The sequence below is a fragment of the Marinobacter shengliensis genome (assembly GCF_003007715.1).
GTDB classification, from domain to species: domain Bacteria; phylum Pseudomonadota; class Gammaproteobacteria; order Pseudomonadales; family Oleiphilaceae; genus Marinobacter; species Marinobacter shengliensis.
The window spans coordinates 404,462-428,692 of the sequence record NZ_PXNO01000023.1 but is presented as its reverse complement, the minus strand read 5'-3'; the positions used below and the strand labels follow the sequence as shown (position 1 = coordinate 428,692).

Annotated in this window: 22 protein-coding genes; 12 read left to right on the top strand and 10 right to left on the bottom strand. The window is 57.4% G+C overall.

What is annotated here, in order from left to right; genetic code table 11:
• Positions 1–26 precede the first annotated feature (26 nt).
• Positions 27–1,667: a methyl-accepting chemotaxis protein gene (locus C7H10_RS11280; RefSeq protein ID WP_106694948.1), complete on the bottom strand. Its 1,641-nt coding sequence runs from the start codon at positions 1,665–1,667 to the stop codon at positions 27–29.
• 215 nt (positions 1,668–1,882) lie between these two features.
• Entirely contained in the window at positions 1,883–3,916 is a 2,034-nt protein-coding gene (locus C7H10_RS11275) for a PhoX family protein (RefSeq protein ID WP_106694947.1), read from the bottom strand.
• Between the two features lie 181 nt (positions 3,917–4,097).
• On the opposite strand from C7H10_RS11275, the gene C7H10_RS11270 reads away from it, so the two are divergent.
• On the top strand, positions 4,098–5,036 hold the full coding sequence (locus C7H10_RS11270) for a 2OG-Fe(II) oxygenase family protein (RefSeq protein ID WP_106694946.1): 939 nt from the start codon (positions 4,098–4,100) through the stop codon (positions 5,034–5,036).
• Between the two features lie 75 nt (positions 5,037–5,111).
• On the opposite strand, the gene C7H10_RS11265 is transcribed toward C7H10_RS11270, so the two are convergent.
• Positions 5,112–5,405, bottom strand: coding sequence for a hypothetical protein (locus C7H10_RS11265; RefSeq protein ID WP_061333913.1), 294 nt, complete (start codon positions 5,403–5,405; stop codon positions 5,112–5,114).
• A 79-nt stretch (positions 5,406–5,484) separates the two neighbouring features.
• Positions 5,485–5,736 (bottom strand): hypothetical protein, encoded by a 252-nt coding sequence (locus tag C7H10_RS11260; protein ID WP_058092140.1) that lies wholly within the window; start codon positions 5,734–5,736, stop codon positions 5,485–5,487.
• 231 nt (positions 5,737–5,967) lie between these two features.
• Here C7H10_RS11260 and C7H10_RS11255 point away from each other — a divergent pair, with 231 nt between their 5' ends.
• Positions 5,968–7,218 carry an alkane 1-monooxygenase gene (locus tag C7H10_RS11255; RefSeq protein ID WP_106694945.1) on the top strand — a complete coding sequence of 417 codons (1,251 nt, stop codon included), beginning with the start codon at positions 5,968–5,970 and terminating at the stop codon, positions 7,216–7,218.
• A gap of 227 nt (positions 7,219–7,445) precedes the next feature.
• Here C7H10_RS11255 and C7H10_RS11250 read toward each other — a convergent pair whose 3' ends face one another.
• Together C7H10_RS11250 and C7H10_RS11245 are read right to left on the bottom strand one after the other, a co-directional pair.
• Positions 7,446–8,225, bottom strand: a complete 780-nt coding sequence (locus tag C7H10_RS11250; protein WP_106694944.1) for a crotonase/enoyl-CoA hydratase family protein — start codon at positions 8,223–8,225, stop codon at positions 7,446–7,448.
• A gap of 425 nt (positions 8,226–8,650) precedes the next feature.
• The gene (locus C7H10_RS11245; protein WP_106694943.1) at positions 8,651–10,453 is read right to left on the bottom strand and encodes an acyl-CoA dehydrogenase; all 1,803 of its coding nucleotides are present in this window, start codon (positions 10,451–10,453) and stop codon (positions 8,651–8,653) included.
• 312 nt (positions 10,454–10,765) lie between these two features.
• Between C7H10_RS11245 and C7H10_RS11240 the strand changes: the two genes are divergently transcribed.
• Together C7H10_RS11240 and C7H10_RS19215 are read left to right on the top strand one after the other, a co-directional pair.
• A complete protein-coding gene (locus tag C7H10_RS11240) occupies positions 10,766–11,758 on the top strand; it encodes a GlxA family transcriptional regulator (RefSeq protein ID WP_106694942.1) in 993 nt (330 codons plus the stop codon).
• A gap of 141 nt (positions 11,759–11,899) precedes the next feature.
• The gene (locus tag C7H10_RS19215) at positions 11,900–12,064 is read left to right on the top strand and encodes a hypothetical protein (RefSeq protein ID WP_167392899.1); all 165 of its coding nucleotides are present in this window, start codon (positions 11,900–11,902) and stop codon (positions 12,062–12,064) included.
• A gap of 68 nt (positions 12,065–12,132) precedes the next feature.
• Here the strand turns inward: C7H10_RS19215 and C7H10_RS11235 are convergent, their stop codons facing one another.
• Positions 12,133–14,187, bottom strand: coding sequence for an NADPH-dependent 2,4-dienoyl-CoA reductase (locus C7H10_RS11235; RefSeq protein WP_106694941.1), 2,055 nt, complete (start codon positions 14,185–14,187; stop codon positions 12,133–12,135).
• 269 nt (positions 14,188–14,456) lie between these two features.
• Between C7H10_RS11235 and C7H10_RS11230 the strand changes: the two genes are divergently transcribed.
• The 8 genes from C7H10_RS11230 to C7H10_RS11195 are packed head-to-tail and all read left to right on the top strand — an operon-like array spanning position 14,457 to position 21,934.
• Positions 14,457–16,760 carry a putative monovalent cation/H+ antiporter subunit A gene (locus C7H10_RS11230; RefSeq protein ID WP_061333099.1) on the top strand — a complete coding sequence of 768 codons (2,304 nt, stop codon included), beginning with the start codon at positions 14,457–14,459 and terminating at the stop codon, positions 16,758–16,760.
• A complete protein-coding gene (locus C7H10_RS11225; RefSeq protein ID WP_061333098.1) occupies positions 16,757–17,182 on the top strand; it encodes a Na+/H+ antiporter subunit B in 426 nt (141 codons plus the stop codon). The genes C7H10_RS11230 and C7H10_RS11225 overlap by 4 nt, the downstream gene beginning before the upstream one ends.
• A gap of 34 nt (positions 17,183–17,216) precedes the next feature.
• A complete protein-coding gene (locus C7H10_RS11220; protein WP_058092148.1) occupies positions 17,217–17,564 on the top strand; it encodes a Na+/H+ antiporter subunit C in 348 nt (115 codons plus the stop codon).
• On the top strand, positions 17,561–19,075 hold the full coding sequence (locus tag C7H10_RS11215) for a Na+/H+ antiporter subunit D (RefSeq protein WP_106694940.1): 1,515 nt from the start codon (positions 17,561–17,563) through the stop codon (positions 19,073–19,075). The genes C7H10_RS11220 and C7H10_RS11215 overlap by 4 nt, the downstream gene beginning before the upstream one ends.
• Positions 19,072–19,545, top strand: coding sequence for a Na+/H+ antiporter subunit E (locus tag C7H10_RS11210; RefSeq protein WP_061333096.1), 474 nt, complete (start codon positions 19,072–19,074; stop codon positions 19,543–19,545). Before C7H10_RS11215 ends, C7H10_RS11210 begins: the two co-directional genes overlap by 4 nt.
• 11 nt (positions 19,546–19,556) lie before the next feature.
• A complete protein-coding gene (locus C7H10_RS11205) occupies positions 19,557–19,829 on the top strand; it encodes an MrpF/PhaF family protein (RefSeq protein WP_058092151.1) in 273 nt (90 codons plus the stop codon).
• A complete protein-coding gene (mnhG, locus tag C7H10_RS11200) occupies positions 19,822–20,241 on the top strand; it encodes a monovalent cation/H(+) antiporter subunit G (protein ID WP_072676620.1) in 420 nt (139 codons plus the stop codon). Before C7H10_RS11205 ends, mnhG begins: the two co-directional genes overlap by 8 nt.
• 46 nt (positions 20,242–20,287) lie before the next feature.
• Positions 20,288–21,934: a fatty acid--CoA ligase gene (locus tag C7H10_RS11195; RefSeq protein WP_106694939.1), complete on the top strand. Its 1,647-nt coding sequence runs from the start codon at positions 20,288–20,290 to the stop codon at positions 21,932–21,934.
• Between the two features lie 63 nt (positions 21,935–21,997).
• Here the strand turns inward: C7H10_RS11195 and C7H10_RS11190 are convergent, their stop codons facing one another.
• Genes C7H10_RS11190 through C7H10_RS11180 form a run of 3 tightly spaced genes read right to left on the bottom strand, consistent with a single transcriptional unit; the run spans position 21,998 to position 24,196 of the window.
• Positions 21,998–23,251, bottom strand: a complete 1,254-nt coding sequence (locus C7H10_RS11190) for a D-amino acid dehydrogenase (RefSeq protein WP_106694938.1) — start codon at positions 23,249–23,251, stop codon at positions 21,998–22,000.
• Positions 23,252–23,287: 36 nt separating this feature from the next.
• Positions 23,288–23,647 carry a translation initiation factor Sui1 gene (locus tag C7H10_RS11185; RefSeq protein WP_106694937.1) on the bottom strand — a complete coding sequence of 120 codons (360 nt, stop codon included), beginning with the start codon at positions 23,645–23,647 and terminating at the stop codon, positions 23,288–23,290.
• Positions 23,648–23,668: 21 nt separating this feature from the next.
• Entirely contained in the window at positions 23,669–24,196 is a 528-nt protein-coding gene (locus tag C7H10_RS11180; protein WP_061333091.1) for a DUF4136 domain-containing protein, read from the bottom strand.
• Between the last annotated feature and the right edge of the window lie 35 nt (positions 24,197–24,231).

Genomic DNA, 24,231 nt, shown 5'->3' with positions numbered 1-24,231 from the left:
CCAAACCCGCAGCATAGCAGCGAACCTCAGTGCCCGGAAGGCCGGTAACCTATCCGGAAACCACCCCAGTGCTTGCCGTTGACATAGATGGGCACCGACAGGTCATGCATGATCTCACCGGTATCGCGCCGGTAGGTTTGCAACAGCATGTCCTGAGTGTGACTGCCGCAACGAATACCGGTGCGATCATTGAACAGTCGCTTGCTCCGGCTTTTCACCAGATCCACTTCGGGGTTACCGGTGGGCGGGTGGGCAAAATCCCGATTGTGGGTTGGCACGTAGCCATCCGGGGCGCAGGCAATGGAGAAGACGATGGCATCGTGGGAATTCTTGATGCTCTCCTGCACCGCTGGCAGCACCTGGTCAGTGAAACGGTCGAAGGCGCTGCTGTATTGCTGGGGGTTGGTGTTCGGGATCGGCTCTCGCTTCTTCTCGAATAGGGCCGATTCGCTCAGTTTGCCCTGCTGAATGGCCTGCTCAAAAAGCTCACCGATCTGGGCGGCTCCCGCACGCGCCTGATCAAAGAACGATCGGTGGTAACTTTGACTACTGTTCAACGCGAACGCGGCATTGGCGTTTTCCGCCAGTTCCATCAGGGTGGCCGCCTGGCCCGCCAGAGAAGCCACACTGCTGTCACTTTCAGCAATATGATCTCGCACCGATTCAATGACAGAGAACACCTGTTCCAGACTCTGCTCATTGGCCTGGTCAATCTCTGCAATACGGGCAACCTGCTGCTGCACCCGGTCGGATTGGTCGCGAATCAGATCCAGCTGCGCGCCAACGCTTTCAACGGATGTCAGCCCCTGCTCCACGGAGCGGGCCAGGTCCTCAATGCGGGCAACGATCAGGGAAGTATCGCCCTGGATTTCTTCCAGGGTTTCCGCCACTTCGCTGGTCGCTTGTGCAGTGCGCCCCGCCAGCTGTCGAACCTCATCCGCCACCACGGCAAAGCCCCGGCCCTGATCACCGGCCCGCGCTGCTTCGATAGCGGCGTTCAGGGCCAGCAGGTTGGTCTGCTCAGCAATGCCCTGGATGGTAGAGGTAACGCCCTGGATCTTGGTGGACTTTTCGTTCAGAGCCTGAATCAGGCTGAGATTCTCGCCCGACTGCTGATGCACAATCCGGACACTTTCAATAGCGGAAACCAACGCCTGGCGCCCCTCAACGCTGACTTCCCGGTTCTGCAACGCCATGGTGGCGGCGTTGGTGGCCTGTTCGGACGACTCACGAACAGACTCGGTTATCTTGCCAGCGTAATCGGCCATCTGGGCGGTTTCTTCCACCTGCCGGTCGAGGCGTTTTTTCACCTGATCCGCCGCGTAGGACACTTCGGCAGCGGAAATGGCGTTCTTGTCGGCACTGTCAGACAAGGTTTCCACCAGCGCCTTGCCGGCACGGGCGTCCTCCAGCAACTGCTGGCATTGGGCTCTCAGGGGGTGATCTTCCGCAAGCGAGCCATCGTTCAGGCCGGCAATGCCTTTCTCGATCGGCTCCAGTACCCGCACAATCAGATAACCGGCGGCCACCGCCAGACCAAGCACCAGCCCGATCAACATCGAGGCCGCATCCAGTCCTAACAACGGTGCCACCCACAGACAGACAATGCCGAGCGCAACAGCAATGCCCACCCCCCAAATAATTGCAGCGCGATCGAGTAAGCCCATGGTGCCCTCTTCTTTATCATTGCGTACGCAAACATTTTGTTATTTAAGGCCAGCGTTGAGAGTAAAGAAATGATTCAGGTTAATAACTGCTACTTTAGTGGATTCTGGATGCCACTATTGGCTCCCTGATCAATTTATCGGCACTTTCATAGAAATCTGTAACAAAAAAACCGCGCCACAAGGGCGCGGGTTTCAGGGCGGAACGTGACGGAGCGTTAGCTGCCGATCTTGCCACCGTCATCCTTTGTGATCACCACCGTGGCAGAACGCGGAATACTGTTTCCGCCGTCTGGCCAGTGGCTGATCAGGTTGCCGTTCTCAAAATCATCACGGCTTGTTGTTGCGCCAGGGTGCTGCACGTTGATAAACATTGTGCGCTGGTCCGGGGTGGTGACAACGCCGGTGATTTCCTGGCCAATAGGGCCTGTCAGGAATCGGCGCAAAACGCCATTGACCGGGTCTGCAGCCAGCATCTGGTTATTACCGAACTGGGCAAAATCGCCACTGTTCTGGACGCTCTCACTGATGTCGGTCTGGATCCACAGACGGGAATCTGCGTCGAACCAAAGGCCATCGGGGTTAACAAATTTCTGATCATCATCCAGACCGGCATTCTGAAACTCCGAATCGTCCTCAGGACCAGCCAGCAGGAAGATATCCCAGTTGAATACCATGGCAGTGCCAGAGTCATTTCCTTCCTGCCAGCGAATGATATGTCCCCAGGGATTGGCAGCACGCGGGTTAGCTTCATCACTCTCTTCCCGGCGGGAGTTGTTGGTCAGTGTGAAGTACACCTCGCGGGTGTTTGGATCTACTGCCCCCCACTCAGGACGGTCCATTTTTGTAGCACCGACCGCATCGGCAGCAGAGCGTGTGCGTACCAACACATCCGCCTGGCTGCTGAAGCCATTCTCAGCAGTCAACTCACCCAAGCCAAAGACCAGGGGAATCCACTCGCCGGTGCCGTCTTCGTTAAACTTGGCGACGTATAAGGTACCAGAATCCAAAAGGTGTCCACCGGCCGTAGCGGCATGATAGGGCTGGGCGCTAACGAACTTGTAGATGTACTCAAAGCGCGCGTCATCACCGGAGTAACAGACAACCGGCTGACCCTCGATTGCAGGAGCAAAGACGACCCCTTCGTGGGCAAAGCGACCCAACGCCGTGCGTTTGACCGGTTTGGAGGCCGAATCGAACGGATCGAACTCCACCATCCAGCCAAAGCAATGGGGTTCATTACGGAAGTCATCCGTTGCGGACGCGCCGGATGGAGTGGCGTTAAATCGGGTGTACTGCTCTTCGCCGCTCTGAGCCAGTTCCCACGCATAGCGGGACGAACCTGAGGAACGAACACCGTAGCGACTCTGGGAATCCGGCTGTTCAGCGGTATTGAGGAAGTAACCCGCCCAATTCTCCTCAGACATCATGTAAGTGTTCCAGGGTGTTACGCCATGGGCACAGTTGTTCAGGGTTCCACGGGTTTCGGTACCGGCCGGGCTGAACTGGGTTTTGACAAAATCAGAACCCCGGACGGGCCCGGAAATTTCCATCGCGGTCAGGGCGGTGATCCGACGATTGAACGAATCTCCTTGCACAGGCGCCCACACACCGCTGGCATCACGCTGCACCCGGTACACGGATACACCGTGCGCATTCATTTCACGAAGCACCTGATCGGTATCCCGGGTTGACTCATCAATCATCGGGAAAGAGCCGCTGCCGAAGTTCTGACCTTGAGCAGCTTGATGCATGAAGCGGGGTTCGATGTATTCGTGGTTCAGGACAAGCAAACCATCTTCCGAGCTCCCCTCAATCGGGAAGTAATGCATGCCGTCGTGGTGGGAGCCGATCTGGGCCGCCTGATCGGCACCGGAATTATCCAGTGAAAACTCAGGGAAAACGCCCTCGTTAGACAAGATCGGGTCGCCCCAGGCGCCAATCACACGAGCAGAATATCCTTCAGGCACGACAATGGAGTCTGCCTCACTCACGGGAACAGCCTTAAAGCCTACAAGGTCAGGCGCCGTTGTCGAACCGCCCGTACCGCCAGAGGAGCTTGAACCTCCGCATCCAGTCAGAGCTGCCCCGCCAAAAACGCCTGCAACGGCAGCTGCAAGACCGCCTTTCAAAACGCCACGACGGGCGAGACGGGCCTCAAGAATAGAGCCGAAGGTGCGATTGCCGGAGTTATTACACTCAGGCTCGTAACCTGGGTCTTGATGAACGGGGTTGAGATTACGCTTATCCATGGTTTCTCTCTCTTTTCGAGTTATGTTTCGGAAACCTGATGGTCGCTATTAATCATTGCGTTTGGTTGACGATGTGATTGCAAGTACTGGTCATATTTATGACAGCGGCTGCAAAGCTTTTGTCACGTATAAACAGGACAATAGGCGAGTAGATAACAAAATCGCGACTCAGGGAGTTTCAATGAAGTTACGCGCTGGTGAGCCATTTCCAGATTTTGTATTGCCGGCGGTGGGTGGAGCAAACAGGCTTTTCTACGAACAATATTGCGGGAAGCCTGCCCTGCTCATCATCAGTGCCTCTCCACATAGGTTTGAATCACTGGAGAGGATGGAAAATGCCAACCTCACAATCTTAGTGTTCGGCAAGTCCCGCTTAGGTCCAAGTGGTGGCCCAGTCATTAATTTACCTGAACGCCTTTGTGAAAAGCTGGATGCAAACGCCTCCACGGCGACGAAAGCTGTGTTACTGACTTCAAGATTGAGGATAGAAAAGATCTTCGATACCCCCTCGCCTGAGTTACTGGAAGAGGTGGCAATGCAGGTTGCGCCATTAAGAGAGGTGGGGCGCATCGTCACGGGAGCGGCACCGGTTCTATTCGCAGACTCGATCATCGAGCCAGACCTATCCCTGGCACTGATTGAAATGCATCAATCGGATAACTTCGAGAGCAGAATGAATCGAGGTATCGGCAGCGAGCAGAAGCTAAAAGTCGATCCCCGTGTCAAGTCTCGCTGGGATCATCCGCTGATCGATCAGGGCCTGATACAGCAGCTTACTGCCGAAATAGCACGAGGATTGATACCAGCGATTACACGATCATTCCACTTCAAGCCCACTCGGTTTGAGGGCTACAAAGTTGTGGCCTACAAATCGACCGACAACGGCTGTTTCGGTTTGCATCGGGATAACGTCGCGGAGGAGGTGAGGCATCGGCGCTTGGCTTTGTCAATTAACCTGAACACTGACTTTGAAGGTGGCGAGCTGTATTTCCCAGAGCACTCAACGGATCTTTACCGTCCTGGGGCAGGCAGTGCGCTTGTCTTTTCCGGGAGCTTACTACATGGAGTAAAGCCTGTTACATCGGGCGTGAGGTATGCACTGATCACTTTCCTCTGGTAATACGTTCACGCAAATCAACATCCAGTAAAGCGGCAAGGCACATAAGTGCGCCTTGCCGACCCAGCAACTTCGAGATTACTGCACCATCTCGTCATAACCCTCTTCCATGGCATCACCGGCTTCATCGGCTGCTTCGCCCATTTCTTCACCGGCTTCTTCGGCGCCTTCCTTCATCTCGCCCCAGGCACTTTCATCCTGACCCGTGGCGTTTTCCCAAGATTCCTCGGCAGCGTCGGTGGCATCATCCATCATCTCGCCGGCGTTCTCGCCCGCTCGCTCAAAATCCGCACCTTCGTCGCTTTCAGAACTGCAGGCTGCCAGACCAAAAGTTGCAACCAAAGCCAGTGCGCTCAGTGTGAGCTTGTTCATAACATATCCCTCTGTTGATACATGTTTACGACACCAACAGAGTAGGGCCGATGCCCTTTAGATAGCAATTACCTGCCGATTACTCTTTGGTTAACCGCTGGCCGTCCACCATGATGACATGCTCCACGCCGACCACTTTACCTTTCCCCAATACCAGAAAGTCATGACCGGCGCGGCTCAGGAGGTCGCGGATAACTTCATGCACCACGCATATCTGCCCTGCCGGGTCCCGATACACGATCTCGGCCAGTTGCCGTGACCGCACGTATTCGCGAAGCCTTTCCTGAACGCTCCAGGAGATGATCGCAGGAGAGGGATTTGAGGCGCTCATAGTTTCTTCCCTGTTGTTCTTGTTTTGAGAAAGTCTGGACCAGAAGCGCAAGTCTTGCCACTTCCAATGAAAGACCACCTGAGCCATCCGAGGCTCCGCCCGGTGTTGACCCCTCAAGCATTGTCATTCGGGGCCAAGGTCTCCATCGACCACAAACGACTGTTGAATTGCAAGATTGTCCGACATAAATTGATAAAACAATAACCCAAGAACACCCACGGAGAGTCAGACATGAACGCCAAAGTGAAAGGTGCCCCGGATTCCCAACCAGTCGAAACCACCTGGAAGGACCCGAAACGATACATGTGGCTGCTCGGGCCCGCGCTTCCCGGCATCGGCCTGGCGGCGTTAACTGGCTATGCCCTGGCCCCGAAAAAACTCAAGGCCCTGGCCTGGACTGGTCCGGCCCTGGTGCATGGCATCATTCCCGCACTGGATCGCGCCATTGGTGAGGACAAGAGCAACCCGCCTGAATCAGCAGTGAAGTCCCTGGAGCAGGACAAGTACTACGACCGCATTGTGAAGGCGTTTATACCCACCCAGTACGCCATGACCTTTATGGGCGCCTGGCTTGCCAGCCGCAAGAAAACGCCCCTTGAAGACAAGATCGGCCTGACCCTGACCGTGGGTGCCATTAACGGTGTAGGCATCAATACCGCCCACGAACTGGGCCACAAGTCCAACAAGCTGAATAAACTGATGGCCATGGCGGCACTGGCGCCCACCGGCTACACCCATTTCGTGGTTGAGCACAATTTCGGGCACCACAAGCGAGTAGCCACCCCGGAAGACCCGGCCAGCAGCCGGATGGGCGAGAGTTTCTGGAAATTCCTGCCGCGCACGGTGTTTGGCGGCATGAAGTCAGCCGTCAAGATCGAGAAGGCGCGGCTTCAGCGGAAGGGCAAAAGCTTCTGGAGCCTGGACAATGAGTTGCTGCAGGGCTGGGCCATGAGTGCCGGGTTCTTTGGTGCGACTACGCTGATCTGTGGCCCGAGGGCGGTGCCCTTCCTGGCGGCGCAGGCGGTGTACGGTGCGAGCCTGCTGGAGAGTGTGAATTACATTGAACACTATGGCCTGCTGCGCCAGAAAGACGAAAACGGCAAGTACCAGCGGACTCAGCCGGAACATAGCTGGAACAGTAACCATGTGGTGACCAACCTGTTCCTGTATCAGCTGCAGCGGCATTCAGACCATCACGCGCACCCGACCCGGAGTTATCAGGCGTTGAGGCATTTTGAGAAGGCGCCGCAGTTGCCGGGTGGCTATGCATCAATGTTGTTGCCGGCTTACCTGCCCCAGTGGTGGTACGAGACCATGGATAAGCGGGTGATTGACCACTACGAGGGGGATCTGACGAAGATCAACTGGGATCCGGATCGTAAGGAGGAGTTGATGGCCAAGTATGCGGATTATGCTGCGGAAGTGGCGGCGGAGGCTGCGGCTCGGCGGGCTGACTCTGCTTCTGAGTCTGAGGCTGCCTGATTTCGTGGTTTGATTGCCCGTCCCAGCCTGTTGGTTGGGTGCCGGCTGCGGGTTGGGGCCACCCTTCCGGGAGACGCCGTGAACCCATCCATGGGGGCTTGAGCGCAGCATCCCTGCTGCGCACACTCCCGGAAGGGTGGCCCCAACCCGCCGCTTGCGCTTCCGTGGGATAGTCGCTGATCCGACGGTTCACTACGGACGTGATCTGGAATAACCTGACAATTCCGCTACTTGCCTTTGAACACCGCTTCCCTTCTTTCCAGGAATGACTGGATTCCTTCTTTGACATCTTCACTGGCCATGACCGGGCGCAGCTCCGGGAACAAGCGCTCCTTGGCCACTTCCTGGCCTTCGGACACGGCAATCTTGGACGATTTCAGGCTGCCCTGAACGCCCAAAGGTGCGGCCTTGGCGATCTTTTCGGCGATTTCCATGGCTTTATCGAACTGTTCACCGGGTTCGACCAGTTCCTGGATCAGGCCCCACTGGTAAGCTTGTTCCGCGGTCCATTCGTCGCCGGTGAGCAGGTAACGCTGGGCGTTGCCCCAGCCAATTTCACGCTGCAGGCGAATGGTGGCGCCGCCGCAGGCGAAGATGCCGCGTTTGACTTCCAGCTGGGCGAAGCGAGTGCCTTTGGCGGCGACGCGGATGTCGGTGTTGAGCATCATTTCGACGCCGCAGGTGAAGCAGATGCCTTGGGCGGCGAAGACGACGGGTTTGGTGAGCCCTTCTCCGGTGATGTGGAACGGGTCGAGTTCGCCTTCACCGGGTTCGATGCCTTTGCCGTTGGCGAACACGCCGGCCCAGTCGTCCAGTTGCAGGCCGCTGGTGAAGTGGTCGCCGTTGGCGTACATGACGGCAACACGGAGTTCCGGGTCATTCTGGAGCTGGTGATAGGCTGCTGCGATTTCGTGGTACATGGCCCGGTTCATGGCGTTCATTTTTTCCGGGCGGTTCAGGCCTATTTTCAGGATGTGGCCTTGTTTTTCTATGTTTACGAGTGACATTGGCGTTTTCCTCTGCTTTGGGCGCCTAGCCTGTTTGTTTGGGTGCTCGCACGATCAACGGGTAGAGCTTTCCGGGACACGCTGTGAATACGTCCCTGTACGCTTGACTGCAGCATCCCTGCTGCAGACAGTCCCGGAAAGCTCTACCCGTCGCTCGTGCCTCAAACTTGGCAGTAATGCTTAAATATTAAGTGCTGCTTTCGGTCAGTTTTTGATGACTTAATTCCTACGTCTGCAGAGCCTGCGAAATGCACCAGTGCTCGGGCGCGTTCGGCCGGTGGGCCTTTCCGGGACCGTTGAGGGCCATGGACGGCCCGAAACGAGCCTACAGGGACGTACTCGTGGGCGTGTCCCGGAAAGGCCCACCGGCCGAACGTGCTTACCACCAAAACAGGCAGGCTACGAACAGGACCAAGACTCCAGAACTAGAACCAGTCGGCCTTCATATTCAGACACGTATCATCCTGATTGCGCAGCAACACCAGGTCCTGGGCCACAGTGGGCAATTCCCAGTGGAAGAAGTACTGGGCGGCCTGGAGTTTGCCCTGGTAGAAGTTGCGTTCGCTGTCGCTGTTGGCAGACGCCAGAGCGTTGGCAGCCGCATTGGCCTGACGCAACCACATCCAGGCGACGATGATGTGACCGAACAGGTGCAGGTAGCAGCTGGCGTTGGCCAGGGTTTTGTCTACCTCACCACCCATCAGGGATTTGCCCAGACTCTGGGTGACTTTAACCGCCTGCTGCAACGTCTCACTCAAAGACAAAGCCCACTGCTGGCAACGATCGGTGGTGGCCGCTTGCAGGTCGGTCTGCATTTCCTGCATCAGCAGTTGCAGGCCGTGACTCTGGTCTTGCCAGATCTTGCGGCCCAGCAGGTCCAGGGCCTGGATGCCGTTGGTGCCTTCGTGGATCGGGTTCAGGCGGTTGTCGCGCCAGCATTGTTCCACCGGGTATTCACGGGTGTAGCCGGCGCCGCCGTATACCTGGATCGCCAGGTCGTTGGCCTTCGGGCCGTACTCAGAAGGCCAGGCTTTGATCACCGGGGTGAGCAGGTCCAGCAGCTTGCCGGCTTCCATTCGTTTCTGCTCATCCGGGTGGGTGTGCTGGTCGTCCATCAGGCGAGCACCATACAGGCACAGCGCCAGGCCGCCTTCGCTGTAGGCTTTCTGGGCCAGCAGCATGCGGCGTACGTCGGCGTGGTCGATGATGGGCACCTGCGGGCTTTCGGGGTTCTTTTCGCTGGCTTTGCGGCCCTGTAGGCGATCTTTGGCGTATTCCAGGCTGTGCATGTAACCCCGGTAGCCGATCACGGCAGCGCCAAAGCCAACGCCAATGCGGGCTTCGTTCATCATCTGGAACATGTATTTCAGGCCCTGATGGGGTTCGCCCACCAGATAACCGTGGCAAGGGGCGTCGTCGCCGAAGCTGAGAGCGGTGCTGGTGGTGCCGCGATAACCCAGCTTGTGAATCAGGCCGGCGAGGCTGACACCGTTGCGTTCGCCCGGGTTGCCGTTTTCGTCGACGCGGAATTTCGGGACGATGAACAGGGAGATGCCTTTCACACCGGCCGGGGCGCCTTTGATTTTCGCCAGCACCATGTGAACGATGTTTTCGGTGATGCTCTGTTCACCGCCGGAGATGTAGATCTTGGCGCCTTTAATCAGGTAGTGGCCATCGTCGGTGGGTGTGGCGGAGGTGCGGATGTCCGCCAGGCTGGAGCCGGCGTGGGGCTCGGTCAGGGCCATGGTGCCGCTGTAGCGGCCGCTGAGCATGTTGGGCAGGAATTTTTCCTTCTGCTCGTCGTTGCCAAATACGCGGATGAGGTTGGCGGCGGCTGTGGTCAGGAACGGGTAGCCGGCGGTACCTGGGTTGGCAGAAGTGAAGAAGCCGTTGCAGGCGGCCATGACGGATTCCGGCAGTTGCATGCCGCCAAGGTCGTAGTCGTAGCGGCCGGCGAGGAAGCCGGCTTCGGCGTAGGCGTCGAAGGCCTGTTTGACGTCTGGCAGCATCTCCACCTGGCCGTTGACGAATCTGGGTTCGTCTTTGTCGGCGGCGCTGTTGTGATTGGCGAATTTTTCTTTCGCCATTTTGTCGGCGGTTTCGATGACGGCATCGAAGGTGTCTTTGCTGTGTTCGCTGAAGCGCTCGCGTTCGGTGAGGGCTCCGGTGTTCATCACTTCGTAGAGCTGGAATGCCAGGTCTCGGCGGTCGATCAGGGTGTCGGTCATTCTGGGTCTCCTGTTTATTGCCTCTAGCGTCTCACAGTCTCTGCGGTTGTTGGAATTGTCATTTCTGACTTATTCTTGGTTAAAACCGCCAACCTTTGCTGGTGATTGACGCCCGACAGGAGATGGCGAGACGGCCTCTGGCATGGGTACCCCCTTCCGGGAGACGCCGTGAACCCGTCCGTGGGGGCTTGAGCGCAGCTTCCCTGCTGCGCACACTCCCGGAAGGGGGTACCCATGCCAGTGGCCTGACTGGGAGGCTGCCGTCATGCCCGTCTGTACGATTCCACTACTCACCGAATAGGGAATGTCCCATTGAAAACCGTCACTATCATCGGCTTCAACGGGGCGCTTGCAAGCGCCATCACCGGGATCATCGATTTGTTCCGTCTTGCCGGGGTTACCTGGGCGCGGATTCACGGAGAGCAACCCCACGCGCTCTTTAACACCCGGTTGCTGACGGAGAGCGGGGAGCCCTGTCGGTGTATTAATGGAGTGACGTTGCTGGCGGATGGCTCCTGGCAGGAGGTGGACGATTTTGGGGTTGATGATTTGCTCATTATTCCGACCATCGGTGCACCAATTGATGAAATTCTGGCGGGCAATCAGGCGCTGGTTCAGTGGTTAACGCAGTTTCGGGCGGTGCCAGAAGGTCAGGTTCGGGTGGCGAGTAATTGTACCGGGGCGTTTTTGTTGGCTGCCGCAGGCTTGCTGAATGGTCGGGAGGCGACGACCCATTGGGGGTTCGGGGATCAGTTCCGGCGGCGGTTTCCGGAGGTGAAGTTGCACCCGGAGAAGCTGGTGACGGTGGACGGGCCTGTCGCCTGTGCCGGGGGCGGTATGGCCTGGTGGGATTTGGGGGTGTATCTGGTGGAACGTCTGGCGGGAGCGCAGGTAGCTCGGGAGTTGGCGAAGGCGTTTGTGATTGATGCCGGGCGTACCAGCCAGGCGCCTTACAGTGTGTTGCAGGCCAAGCGGTATCATTCTGATTTGGCAGTGCTTCGGGTACAGGATTGGCTGGAGGCGCATTTTCGGGAGCCGGTGTCTTTGGCGGCTCTGGCCGATGCCGAGGGAATGTCGGAGCGGTCGCTGTTACGGCGCTTTCAGCAGGCGACGGGGGATGCTCCCTCGACCTATCTGCAACTGCTCAGGGTGGAGGAGGCTCGTCGACAGTTGGAGTCTTCACGTCTCGGACTGGAGGCGATTACCCGGGCCGTGGGGTATGAGGATGTCAGTTCGTTCAGCCGGCTATTTCGCAAGCATACAGGGCTTGCTCCGGGGGCCTATCGGGCAAAATTCAGCCGTTAGTCGGAGCATTCCGGGTTGGATTGCGTCTTTGGTAGTATTCGGCTGGCCCGGGTTATGCATCAGAATAAGTGAGTAGGCGGTTTTTTGCCGTTTTACGTAAATAATTCTGACATAGCCAACCCCTGCGGGGAGGTCGTTCACATGAACACGTCACTGAAGCAAAGCCAGGCCGATATTCTCAGCCGTCTCTACGACATGAAGCGCAAGCAGGTAGAGCACGCCCTGCAGCAGGGTAACAGCCTTCGCTGCCAGGTACTGCAAGCCGAGGCAGAGGCCATCTCCAACGCCCTGAAATCCATTCGGTAGCCCTCTTTACTCCAGACGACTACCGAATGCCATTTATGGTCACCTGCTGACGCTTCCTGTCAGCCTGACTAAAGAGAGGCAGCCACTTCGGTACCCTGCCGGATGGCGCGCTTGGCATCCAGTTCTTCCGCCAGATCAGCCCCGCCGATCAGGTGCGCTTTGACTCCCCCCTGCGTAAGCTGATCAAACAGCTCCCGATAGGACTCCTGGCCCGCGCAGATGATCACGTTATCCACCGGCAACACTTTGCTCTCTCCGGATTTGCCATCCTTGTCTGTCAGGGTGATGTGCAGCCCCTGGTCATCAATGCGGTCGTAACGGCATCCTCTGAGCATCTCCACGTCCCGGTGCTTCAGGCTGCTGCGGTGCACCCAACCTGAGGTTTTACCCAAGCCGGCGCCTACTTTTCCTGTTTTGCGTTGCATCAGGTAAATCTTGCGGGGAGACGCGGTTGCCTCCCGCTCCGCCAGGCCGCCGGGGCCCTCAAACGCAGGGTTCACACCCCACTCGGCCTGCCAGTCGGCCACACTCACCTGCTCGCCCTCGGGCTGTTTGCCAAAGTCGTGAGTCAGGAACTCGCTGACATCAAAGCCGATGCCACCAGCTCCGATCACTGCAACGGTCTTGCCCACCGGTTTGTTATGGCGAAGCACGTCGAGATAACCCAGCACTTTCGGATGGTCGATGCCGTCAATCTTTGGTGTCCGGGGTTTTACGCCGGTGGCAACGACGACATCGTCAAAGCCCTGCTCAACAAGGTCTGAAGCCTCCACACGGGTTTCAAGCTTAAGGTCAATCTCCAGCAACTCTATCTGGCGCTGGAAGTAGCGCAGGGTCTCGTAAAACTCTTCCTTGCCGGGTATGCGCTTGGCGTAATTAAACTGGCCACCAATTTTGTTGTCGGCTTCGAACAGGGTCACCTTGTGGCCGCGTTTGGCGGCGGTGGTTGCCGCTGCCAGGCCCGCCGGCCCGGCACCGACCACGGCCACCCGCCTCACCACCGGGGCAACGGTAAGCACCAGTTCAGTTTCGTAACAGGCCCGGGGATTAACAAGGCATGAAGCGCGCTTGGCCTGGAACACATGGTCCAGGCAGGCCTGGTTGCAGGCGATACAGGTGTTGATTTCATCGCTACGCCCCTGCTCTGCCTTGCGGACAAACTCGCTGTCGGCCAGTAACGGGCGAGCCATGGACACCATGTCGGCCTTGCCGGCGGCAAGGATCTCTTCGCCTTTCTCCGGCGTGTTGATGCGGTTGGTGGTGCACACCGGAATGTCCACCTCGCCGTAGAACTTGGCCGTAACATCGGCAAAGCCACCGCGGGGCACCGAAGTGACAATGGTGGGAACCCGGGCCTCGTGCCAGCCAATGCCGGTATTGATGATGGTGGCACCGGCCTGTTCGATGGCTTTGCCCAGCGTCACGATCTGGTCCCAGGTCTGGCCGCCCTCCACCAGGTCCAGCATGGACAACCGGTAGATGATGATGAACTCCGGCCCTACGGCCTCACGCATGCGGCGCACGATCTCCACCGGCAGGCGCATGCGATTCTCGTAGGGCCCGCCCCACTTGTCAGTTCGCTTGTTGGTACGTTCGCACAGGAACTGGTTGATGAAGTAGCCTTCGGAGCCCATCACTTCAACGCCGTCATAGCCGGCGAATTTGGCCAGCTTGGCGGCGTTGACGAAATCGTTGATCTGCCGCTCAACGCCCTTGGTCGACAGGGCCCGAGCCTTGAACGGGCTGATCGGCGCCTTGGTTGCCGAGGCAGACACAATCAGCGGCTGGTAACCATACCGGCCAGCGTGCAGTAGCTGGAGGCAGATCTTCCCGCCCGCCTCGTGCACTGCACCGGTCACATGGCGATGCAACAAGGCTGTTACCCGGTTATTCATCGTTGATGCCAACGGCGCCAGCTGGCCAACCAGGTTGGGCGAAAAGCCTCCCGTTACCATAAGGCCAACGCCACCCTCGGCGCGTTCAGCAAAATACCGGGCAAACTTGTGAATATTCCAGAAACGGTCTTCCAACCCGGTGTGCATGGAACCCATAAGCACACGATTCTTCAGCTCGGTGAAGCCAAGGTCGAGCGGTTTCAGCAAGTTAGGGTAATTCGCAGTCATGATACAGGTCGCCAGAGTGTGATGAATGAACGCTGACTGAGATTAGCACACCCTCTACGACCAAGGTATTACCCGGCGGGAACCTTCTGCTTTATTTACCGTCAGACGGCACCGGTTGCGGAGCACGGTTTACCTTGCCTTTGATCAATCTGTCAGATAGTCTTTCTGGCACCTATAAAGGGCTAAACCATAGATATTCCCTATCAATGAATATCCTGCACCCCGGTGTCGGCATATCGCCGCGGTGCCCAAATGGAGCTTTGACGCACATGCTGTTAGCTGTGTTATCCGGCTTTTTGCTGGCAATTGCCGCCCCTTTCCTACACCGGGTTGCGGGCAAATACATTGGGTGGGTGCTGGCACTTTTGCCGGCAAGCCTTGCGGTTTACTTCAGCACCTTTCTTTCTCAGGTTCAGGATGGGCCGGTGCTGCTGGAGTATCAGTGGCTGCCAGGCCTCGATATCTCCCTGAACTTTCTTGTTGATGGCCTCTCGCTGACGTTTGCCTTACTGATCAGCGGTATCGGTACGTTTATTCTGATCTATGCCGGTTCTTACCTTGCCGGCCACAAGTATCTGGCCCGCTTCTATGTGATCATGCTGTCGTTCATGGCATCGATGCTCGGGCTTGTGCTCTCGGACAACCTGATTACCTTGTTTGTGTTCTGGGAGCTGACCAGCATCACGTCTTACATGCTGATTGGCTTCAACCACGAAGATCTGGATGCCCGAAAGTGTGCATTGCAGGGTCTGTTTGTGACAGTGGCCGGCGGCCTGGCGCTGATGGCCGGGCTGATCATGCTGGCCATAATGACTGGCAGCTACTCCCTCGCGGAAATCCTGGCATCCAGTGAGCCACTGCATCAGCATGTTTTCTACACGGGTGCCGTGCTTTGCATACTCGCGGGCACCTTTACCAAGTCGGCGCAGGTGCCCTTCCATTTCTGGCTGCCAAACGCCATGGCGGCGCCGACTCCGGTCTCCGCTTTCCTGCACTCCGCCACCATGGTCAAGGCCGGCGTTTATTTGATGGCCCGGCTGAACCCCTCACTGGGTGAAGGTGAGCTGTGGAGCCTGATGCTGATGGGCTTCGGCGCTGCCACCATGTTTACCGGTGCCTGGCTCGCGTTTGGCAGTACCGGCATCAAGAAGATTCTGGCCTATTCAACCGTGATGGCCCTTGGCACCCTGACCATGCTGATCGGTGTTGGCACAGAACTGGCCATGACCGCCTTTATCTGTTTCCTGGTGGCCCACTCCCTATATAAAGGCGCGCTGTTCATGCTCGCCGGTGCCCTGGATCATGAAACCGGCACCAAAGACATCACGCTGATGGGTGGCTTGCGCAAATCCATGCCCGCGACAGCGACTATTGCCGCCTTCGCAGCCCTGTCCCTCGCAGGCCTGCCTCCACTGTTCGGCTTTATTGCCAAAGAGTTGATGCTCGAAGCGCTGATTGACGCGCCGGTCTGGAGTGGTGTGCTGCTCTTCGTGACGGTTGCCTCTGCCATGCTGATCGTTGGCGTAGCGGGTCTGGTTGCTATCAAACCCTTCTTTGGCGCCAAGGGAGATACGCCGAAAACGCCTCACGAGGCACCGTTTGGCATGCTCATCGGCCCAGCGGTGCTGACCATTATCGCACTGGTTTTCGGCCTGCTGCCCTTCATCCCGGAGAATGCCCTGCTGACCGCTGCGGTTGCCTCGGTATATGGCAGCCCGGTGGATTTCTACCTGGCCCTCTGGCATGGCATTAACGCACCGCTGATGCTCTCTGCAGCCAGCCTGGTCGTTGGCCTGTTGCTGTTCAAGGCCTGGCCGCGCATTCAGCCAACACTATACGCCATTAACTACGCAGGCGGTCGTGTCGGCCCGGAGGCGGGCTACTTCAAGTTCATGGAATGGATTACCGTAGTGGCAAGTTGGCAGACCCGGATGCTGCAGAACGGTGTACTGGGCATCTACATGCTGGTTATGGTTGCCGTTACCTTTGGTCTGGCGGGCTACACCATGCTGGACCAGTATGGCGTGCATTTCACACTTAACCTGGCCGACAGCCACTTTTATGAATGGGGCATTGCGCTCTTGCTGGTCGCGTCTGCGGCGTTTGCCAGCGGCACCCATTCCCGCCTGGGCTCCGTGGCGTCCATGGGGGTTCTGGGCTTTGGCGTAGCACTCACGTTCATCCTGTTCAGCGCACCGGACCTGGGCATCACCCAGCTACTGGTGGAAACCCTGACAGTGATCCTGCTGGTTCTGGTTCTGTTCAAGCTTCCGGAGTTCGTCAACCTGTCTACACCTTTCCAGCGTTATCGGGATCTGGCGGTGGCAATCTTCGGTGGCGTTGTTATCACCCTGATGATTCTGGCGGTGCTGGACATTCAGTACTTCGAATCCATCTCCTCCTATTACGTTGAGAACAGTGCCCCCCTGGCCTACGGCCGGAATATTGTGAACGTAATTCTGGTGGACTTCCGGGCACTGGACACCTTGGGTGAGATCTTCGTGCTGGCACTGGCTGCCCTGGGCGTGTTCTCCATGCTGAAACTGAAAGCGGAGGATCAGCACAAGCCATGAAATCCAACACCATGATTCTGCATACCGCGGCCTTGCTAATCATGCCGCTGCAACTGATGTTCTCGATTTTCCTGCTTTTCCGTGGTCACGATGAGCCCGGTGGCGGGTTCATTGGTGGGCTGGTTGCCTCTGGCGCGTTTGTGCTCTATGCCTTTGCCTTTGGCGCGGAAGCCACCCGTCGGCTTCTTCGGGTTGGCCCGAGAGACCTGCTGGCCGCCGGCCTGCTGATGGGGCTGGCATCCACACTACCAGCATTTTTCTCCGGCCAACCCATGCTGACAGCCCACTGGTGGGACTTACCGCTGCCCGGTGAAGCCTACCTGAAGCTGTCCACACCGCTGATTTTTGACATTGGCGTCTATCTTGCCGTTCTTGGCACCATCATGACCTTTGTGGTTGGCCTGATGGAGTCCGAAGAATGATCTTTTTCCCAGAGCAGAATTCCGGAGGATCTCTATGGAGAGCCTGATGGCGTACGTAGTGGGCATCATGTTCACTGCGGCCTTTTACATGATGCTCAGGCGGTCCATCGTCAAACTGGTTATCGGTTTGATGATACTCAGTAATGCCGCCAACCTGCTGATCTTTGTTGTGTCCGGCATGACCCGTGGCGCGCCGCCGCTGATTGCGGAAGGCGCCAGCGCCCCGGCAGGCATGATTGCAGACCCGTTGCCCCAGGCCCTGATCCTGACTGCAATCGTGATTGCCTTTGGTGTGTTGGCCTTCGCCGTGGTTCTTATCCGCCGAGCATACGAAGTGGTTGGAACCGATGACCTGGACCAGATGAAGGATACGGACACTTGAGCCCGGAAATCATTCTTCCTGTATTTATTCCCCTGACGGCTGGCGCTCTGTCGCTGGCACTGTGGCGGTCGATTCGCTATCAGCGCATTCTGGGTGTGCTGGCCAACATCCTGTTGCTGTGGAGTGGCATCTGGCTTCTGATGTCCACCACCGATCAGGGCTTTGTCACGATGGAAATGGGCAACTGGCCGGCGCCGTTCAGCATTGTGTTTGTGGCCGATGTTCTGGCTGCCATCATGATCGTACTGACCGGGATTATCGGCCTCGCCATCGCCATCTACTCGCTGGCGTCAACGCCCAGGGGCCATGAAAAGTTCGGCTACTACCCGCTGATGCATCTGTTGCTGGCCGGGGTGGCTGGCTCTTTCCTGACCGGCGACATCTTTAACCTGTTTGTCTGGTTTGAGGTCATGCTGCTGGCCTCCTTCGCCCTGCTGACCCTTGGCGGTGAGCGAGCGCAAATGGAAGGGGCCATCAAGTACGTCACCCTCAACCTGTTCTCGTCTGCGATTTTCCTGTCTGCGGTCGGCCTGCTCTACGGCATGGTGGGTACCTTGAACATGGCGGACATCGCGCAGAAAATCGGACAGGTGGAAGACACCGGCATGCTAACGGTGGTTGCCATGATGTTCATGGTGTCGTTTGGCGTAAAAGCGGCGGCGTTCCCGCTGTTTTTCTGGCTGCCAGCGTCTTACCACACACCCCAGGTAGCGGTTTCAGCGCTGTTTGCCGGCCTGCTCACCAAGGTGGGCGTGTATGCCCTGTTCAGGATGTTCACTCTGGTATTCACCCAGGACGTCGATTACACCCACAACATCCTGCTTTGGGCCGCCACCCTGACCATGCTGACCGGTGTTCTGGGCGCGGCAGCACAGTTCGAATTCCGACGCATCCTGTCGTTCCACATCGTCAGCCAGATTGGCTACATGATGCTTGGCCTGGCCTTGTTCACCCCGCTGGCCATCATCGGCGGTGTGTTCTACATCATGCACCACATCATCGTGAAGACGAACCTGTTCCTGGTCAGCGGCTTTACCTATCGCCTGCTGGGCAGCTATGAACTGAAAGACCTGGGCGGTGTTTACAAGTACCGCCCGCTGCTAGCGGTGCTGTTCCTGATCCCGGCCCTCTCTCTGGCGGGCATTCCACCGCTGTCAGGTTTCTTTGCCAAGTTTGTGGTGATTCGCGCCGCACTGGAGGCAGAAGCCTACCTGGTCACCTTTGTGGCCCTGCTGGTTGGCCTGTTGACGCTCTACTCAATGATCAAGATCTGGGCGGAGGTGTTCTGGAAGAAGGTACCAGACCACGTCAGGAATACCGAAGAGCTCAAGGGCAATCTGAACGAAAAACACGCTTGGGCCTACTATCTGCCAATGGTTGGCCTGGCCATCTGCACCCTGATTATCGGCCTGTATGGCCAGCCAATCTATGAGCTGGCAGAGATGTCTGCCGAGCAGCTGATGAACCCGCAGCTCTACATCGAAGCGGTGTTGGGAGGTGATCAGCCATGATCGGATTTTTCTGGAACGTTTGCCTGGCACTGGCCTGGGTAGCCCTGAGCGGTTCGTTCACCGCCTGGAATCTGTTTGCGGGCCTGTTCTTCGGTTACCTGGCGTTAATGGTGCTGCAGAAGCATGTACCCGCGCTGAAGGGTTATTCCCGGCGACTACCGAGACTGATTTCCTTTTCCCTGTTTTTCATCAAGGAGCTGGTCAAGGCCAACTTCCGGGTGGCGTACGACGTAGCCACCCCCGTCTGGTACATGAAGCCCGGCGTTATTGCCTTTGAGATGGAAGCACACACCGACGCGGAAATCATGTTCCTGAGCAGTTTTATCTCGCTGACCCCCGGCACCCTGAGCCTGGACGTCTCCGATGATCGGCGAGTGCTCTATATTCACGCCATGTTCCTGCAGGATGAGGAGCAGTTGCGCAAGGATCTCAAGGAACTTGAGTTCCGGATTCTCAAGATCATGCGCTGAGGAGCCCAAACGTGCTGGATGTTGTTATCAATATTGTCTATTTCATGCTGTCGGTGGCCCTTCTGTTCGGGTTTATCCGGTTGATTAAAGGGCCATCATTGCCCGACAGGGTGGTTTCTCTGGAACTGATCGCCTCTATCGTGGTCGGTTACGTAGGGGTGCACGCCATCGATACCGGCGTGCCCAGCCTTCTGGATGTTGCCATTGTTATTGCCCTGACAGCGTTCCTGACGGCCGTTGGTTTTGCCCGGTTCCTGGAGCGAGGAGGACCCAAAAGTGAGTGAACTGATAGTTGCCATATTGCTCCTGACGGGTGCCAGCTTCATGATTCTGGCTTCTGTGGGCATCCTCCGGCTTCCGGACCTGCCCACCCGAATGCACGCGTCGACAAAGGCCGGTGCCATGGGTGCCATGATGACCATGGCCGGTGTGGCGGTGTATTTCGCGGATGTGGTGGTGTTTACACGGGCGTTCGCGATTGTGATTTTTATCCTGATCACCGCGCCGATTGCCGCCCATGTGATTGGCCGGGCAGGCTACTTCCTGGGCACACCACTTTGGGAAGGCACAGTGAAGGATGAACTCAAAGATAACTACGACGACAAAACCCACAAGCTGTACAGCGGCTTTGAACCCGCTCCGGAAAGCGTGATCCCGCCCAAGCACGAAAAGCGCAGCGAGGATGACGAAGACTGAACAAACAAGAACAACCATCCAACAAGACGTCGAAGAGGTGTAGACCATGGCACAAACCCGCATTCTCCCCGCGGCCGACAACGCTTATCAGTACCCCCTTCTGATCAAACGGCTTCTGCTGTCTGGCCCCCGCTATAACCCGGACCAGGAAATCGTTTACGCCAACCGCAGCAAATACACCTATACCAACCTGGTAGAGCGCATCCACAAACTCGCCAACGCCCTGACAGACGCGGGCGTAAAGCCCGGCGACACCGTTGCCGTCATGGACTGGGATACCCCACGGTACCTGGAATGTTTCTTCGCGATTCCGATGATCGGTGCCATTCTGCACACGGTTAATGTGCGCCTGTCACCGGAACAGATTGTTTACACCATGAACCACGCGGAAGACGATGTGGTGCTGGTACATGACGACTTTATGCCGATCATCGAAGGCGTCAAAGACGAAATCAAAACCGTCAAAACCTGGATTCAACTGACCGACAGTGACGGTGCCAAAGCAACGTCTGTCGATACCCACGGCGAATACGAGGCCTTGCTGGCCAAAGCCGACAATCAGTTCGATTTCCCGGACTTTGACGAAAACAGCGTGGCCACCACGTTCTACACCACGGGCACCACCGGCAACCCCAAAGGCGTGTATTTCAGCCACCGGCAGTTGGTACTGCACACACTGGCCATGACCGGCACCATCGCTCACTTCGATGAAATGCCGCTGCTGCGTTCATCCTCCGTGTATATGCCGGTCACCCCCATGTTCCATGTTCACGCCTGGGGTGTGCCCTACGCAGCCACGATGATGGGCATCAAGCAGGTTTACCCGGGCCGCTACGAGCCAGAACTGTTGGTTGACCTGCTGAAAACGCACAAAGTGTCTTTCTCGCACTGCGTGCCCACCATTATGCAGATGATGATGGCCACCGAGTCCATCAAAACGGCCGACCTCAGCAACTGGCATGTACTCATTGGCGGCAGCGCCCTGACCAAAGGCCTGTGTGACGCTGGCGCCAAACTGGGCATCAAGATGTTCACCGGCTACGGCATGTCGGAAACCTGCCCGCTGCTGAGCGCCACCCACATGAAGCCGGAAGATCTGGAGCTACCGCTTGAGCAGCAAACGGCTATCCGGGTGAAAACCGGCATTGCCGTACCGTTGGTTGACCTGGATATTGTCGACCCGGATGGCAACCCGGTTGCCCACGATGGCGAAGCCAAGGGCGAAGTGGTTGCCCGGGCACCGTGGCTGACCCAGAGCTATTTCAAGCAGGCTGACAAGGGCGAGGAACTCTGGGAAGGCGGCTGGTTGCACACCGGTGACGTGGCGAGTATGGAGCCAGACAACACGCTGACCATCAAGGATCGCATCAAGGATGTCATCAAGACCGGTGGCGAGTGGCTTTCCTCTCTGGACCTTGAGAACCTGATCAGCCAGCACCCGGCCGTTGCGGGTGCCGCTGTGGTTGGCGTGCCCGATGAGAAATGGGGCGAGCGGCCGCATGCCCTGGTGACACTCAAACCCGGTGAGCAGGCCGGCGTCGAGGACATCCAGAGCCACCTGAAACAGTTCGTGGAGAGCGGCGAGATCAACAAATGGGCAATCCCGGAGCAAATTGATTTCGTGGAGGATATCCCCAAGACCAGTGTTGGCAAAATCAACAAGAAGTTGATTCGAGACCAGCTCAAGGACTGACCACCTCCGATCTAAAAAAGCCGGCCACTGCCATGCAGTCGCCGGCTCTTTTGTGCCCGGAGATCAGAGCCCGGAGAACGTGAAGTCAACCTCGGGTTTACGCCCTGCCACAACGTCTGCCAATGCCGCTGCGGAACCACAGGAGTGAGTCCAGCCCAGGGTGCCATGGCCCGTGTTCAGGTACAGGTTGGCAAAATGGCTTTTCCCGATATAGGGCACGTTCGAAGGCGTTGCTGGCCGCAGGCCAGTCCAGAACTCGGACTTGTCCCAGTATGCGGCTTCCGGCATCAGTTCCGCTGATCTTCGCACGATAGCCCGGCACCGAGTGTAGTTCAGATCCCGGGTATAGCCATTGAGTTCAGCCGTACCAGCCACCCGTATCCTGTCCCCCAGTCGCGAATAGACCAGTTTGTACTCGTCATCGGTCAAACTGACATTGAACGCCGCGTCCGGGTTCTTGACCGGCACGGTGATTGAGTAGCCCTTGGCGGGGTAGATGTTCAGGAATAGCCCCAGTTTGCGGGCCAGGATGGCGCTGAAGCTGCCGAGACTCAGCACATAGCTGTCCGCGCGAAGGATCTGGTGTTTGCCTTCGTTAACGACCTGCACGCCCAGAATACGGTCACCGGCGCGATCAAAATCCAACACCTCGGTCCCGTACACAAACGTTACGCCGGCCTCCTCACAACGCTTTGCCAACGCCTGGGTGAAGGCCCGGGCATCACCACTTTCATCATCGGCAGTGTATGTGGCTCCGGCAATTCGATGGCGCACTGGCTGTAATGCTGGTTCAATCTGCACCGCCTGCTCCGCATCGATCACCTGTCGGTCACAGCCAAGCTCACGCATGATCCGGGCTGGCTCCATGGCCGCATCAAACTCTGCAGGGTTGGTGTAGAAATGAAGGATACCTTTCTCGAGGTGGTCGTATTCGATACCCACATCTCTGCGCAGTGCCTGCAGGCAGTCCCGGCTATAGGTGCCCAAATTAACCATCTGGCGAATGTTATGGGCTGCCTTGGCTGAGGTGCACTGGGTCAGGAAAGACAAGGCCCAGCGCCATTGGTAGGGATCCAGTCGGGGGCGGAATAACAGAGGCGCATCCGGCTGAAACAGCCACTTCAGTACCTTGACAGGCGCCGAGGGATTGGCCCAGGGTTCGGCATGAGACACAGAAATCTGGCCACCGTTGGCATAACTGGTTTCCAGGCCTGACTGGCTCTGGCGGTCGACTACCGTTACCTGATGGCCCTGCTGGTGCAGATACCAGGCCGAGGTAACTCCTACGACACCGGCCCCTAGAACCAGTACATGCATGCGCGCCTCCTCTGAATCGTTGTCTGTAGTGAAACCTCAGCCTCCGGATTTTTTTACCGTCCATCCTTTCTGCTGAAGCAAGGGCACGAGAATATCCCGTTGGTCTCCCTGAATTTCCACCACACCGTCCTTCACTGTACCACCTGTGCCGCATTTGGCTTTTAGCACTTTGGCGTAGGCCTTCAGGTCTTTGTCATCCATCGGGATACCAGTGATCAGGGTGACCCCCTTACCTTTTCGCCCTTTGGTTTCCCGGCTGACCCGAACAACGCCGTCACCCGACGGCCGTTCCGGCTGCCCGCAGGTACAATCAGCGACCGGGTTCCGACACTCCGGGCACATGCGCCCCTGCTCTGTGGAGAAAACCAGGCCGCCTTCCAGCTTTTTCATTCCCATACACCAGCCTCTGCCTGTTGATCAGTTCAGGCCGGGAGGGTATTTGGAAAACATTTCCGAGACAACCTCGTCAATCAACTTGCGCCGGGTTTCCGGTGACTGGTTTTCGTTCAGGTAACGGCGGCTCGCAGCACGCCAAACCACCTCTGAGGAACGTCTATCAGCCAGTTCGACAACCAGCTTGCCCTCGGTGATTTCCCGAACCGGTGGCGGAGCCGATACGCCCCAGCCAAAGTTGCCTCTTCCGAAACCGAAGCCAAGCCCTACACCCACTTGCTCCAGGCGCTCTTCCGGAACGATCTGCCAGGTAACCAGCAGGTCAGCCTCCGTATCAGGAACCCGCTTCATTGCTTTGCGGGTCATTTCGCGCTCTATCGCGGCACGAACCCGACTGTCATCCAGCGACGTGAAGCCGGAATCCTGTTGTCCCGGTGCGTATGCCCAACTGGTGAAGTTTCCGAACACTGTCGCCGAGTTGTAGTCGGTAACCACGTTGCTGGCGCAGCCGGTGATAAATGCGGCCATCACCGCTATGATAAACATTCGCATGGTCTTCTCCTGCGTTAAACACTCATATGGTCCAG

Coding starts and splice junctions, on each gene's coding strand:
- C7H10_RS11280 (WP_106694948.1), bottom strand. CDS start 1,667: ATGGGCTTACTCGATCGCGCTGCAATTATTTGGGGGGTGGGCATTGCT.
- C7H10_RS11275 (WP_106694947.1), bottom strand. CDS start 3,916: ATGGATAAGCGTAATCTCAACCCCGTTCATCAAGACCCAGGTTACGAG.
- C7H10_RS11270 (WP_106694946.1), top strand. CDS start 4,098: ATGAAGTTACGCGCTGGTGAGCCATTTCCAGATTTTGTATTGCCGGCG.
- C7H10_RS11265 (WP_061333913.1), bottom strand. CDS start 5,405: ATGAACAAGCTCACACTGAGCGCACTGGCTTTGGTTGCAACTTTTGGT.
- C7H10_RS11260 (WP_058092140.1), bottom strand. CDS start 5,736: ATGAGCGCCTCAAATCCCTCTCCTGCGATCATCTCCTGGAGCGTTCAG.
- C7H10_RS11255 (WP_106694945.1), top strand. CDS start 5,968: ATGAACGCCAAAGTGAAAGGTGCCCCGGATTCCCAACCAGTCGAAACC.
- C7H10_RS11250 (WP_106694944.1), bottom strand. CDS start 8,225: ATGTCACTCGTAAACATAGAAAAACAAGGCCACATCCTGAAAATAGGC.
- C7H10_RS11245 (WP_106694943.1), bottom strand. CDS start 10,453: ATGACCGACACCCTGATCGACCGCCGAGACCTGGCATTCCAGCTCTAC.
- C7H10_RS19215 (WP_167392899.1), top strand. CDS start 11,900: ATGAACACGTCACTGAAGCAAAGCCAGGCCGATATTCTCAGCCGTCTC.
- C7H10_RS11235 (WP_106694941.1), bottom strand. CDS start 14,187: ATGACTGCGAATTACCCTAACTTGCTGAAACCGCTCGACCTTGGCTTC.
- C7H10_RS11230 (WP_061333099.1), top strand. CDS start 14,457: ATGCTGTTAGCTGTGTTATCCGGCTTTTTGCTGGCAATTGCCGCCCCT.
- C7H10_RS11225 (WP_061333098.1), top strand. CDS start 16,757: ATGAAATCCAACACCATGATTCTGCATACCGCGGCCTTGCTAATCATG.
- C7H10_RS11220 (WP_058092148.1), top strand. CDS start 17,217: ATGGAGAGCCTGATGGCGTACGTAGTGGGCATCATGTTCACTGCGGCC.
- C7H10_RS11210 (WP_061333096.1), top strand. CDS start 19,072: ATGATCGGATTTTTCTGGAACGTTTGCCTGGCACTGGCCTGGGTAGCC.
- C7H10_RS11195 (WP_106694939.1), top strand. CDS start 20,288: ATGGCACAAACCCGCATTCTCCCCGCGGCCGACAACGCTTATCAGTAC.
- C7H10_RS11190 (WP_106694938.1), bottom strand. CDS start 23,251: ATGCATGTACTGGTTCTAGGGGCCGGTGTCGTAGGAGTTACCTCGGCC.
- C7H10_RS11185 (WP_106694937.1), bottom strand. CDS start 23,647: ATGGGAATGAAAAAGCTGGAAGGCGGCCTGGTTTTCTCCACAGAGCAG.
- C7H10_RS11180 (WP_061333091.1), bottom strand. CDS start 24,196: ATGCGAATGTTTATCATAGCGGTGATGGCCGCATTTATCACCGGCTGC.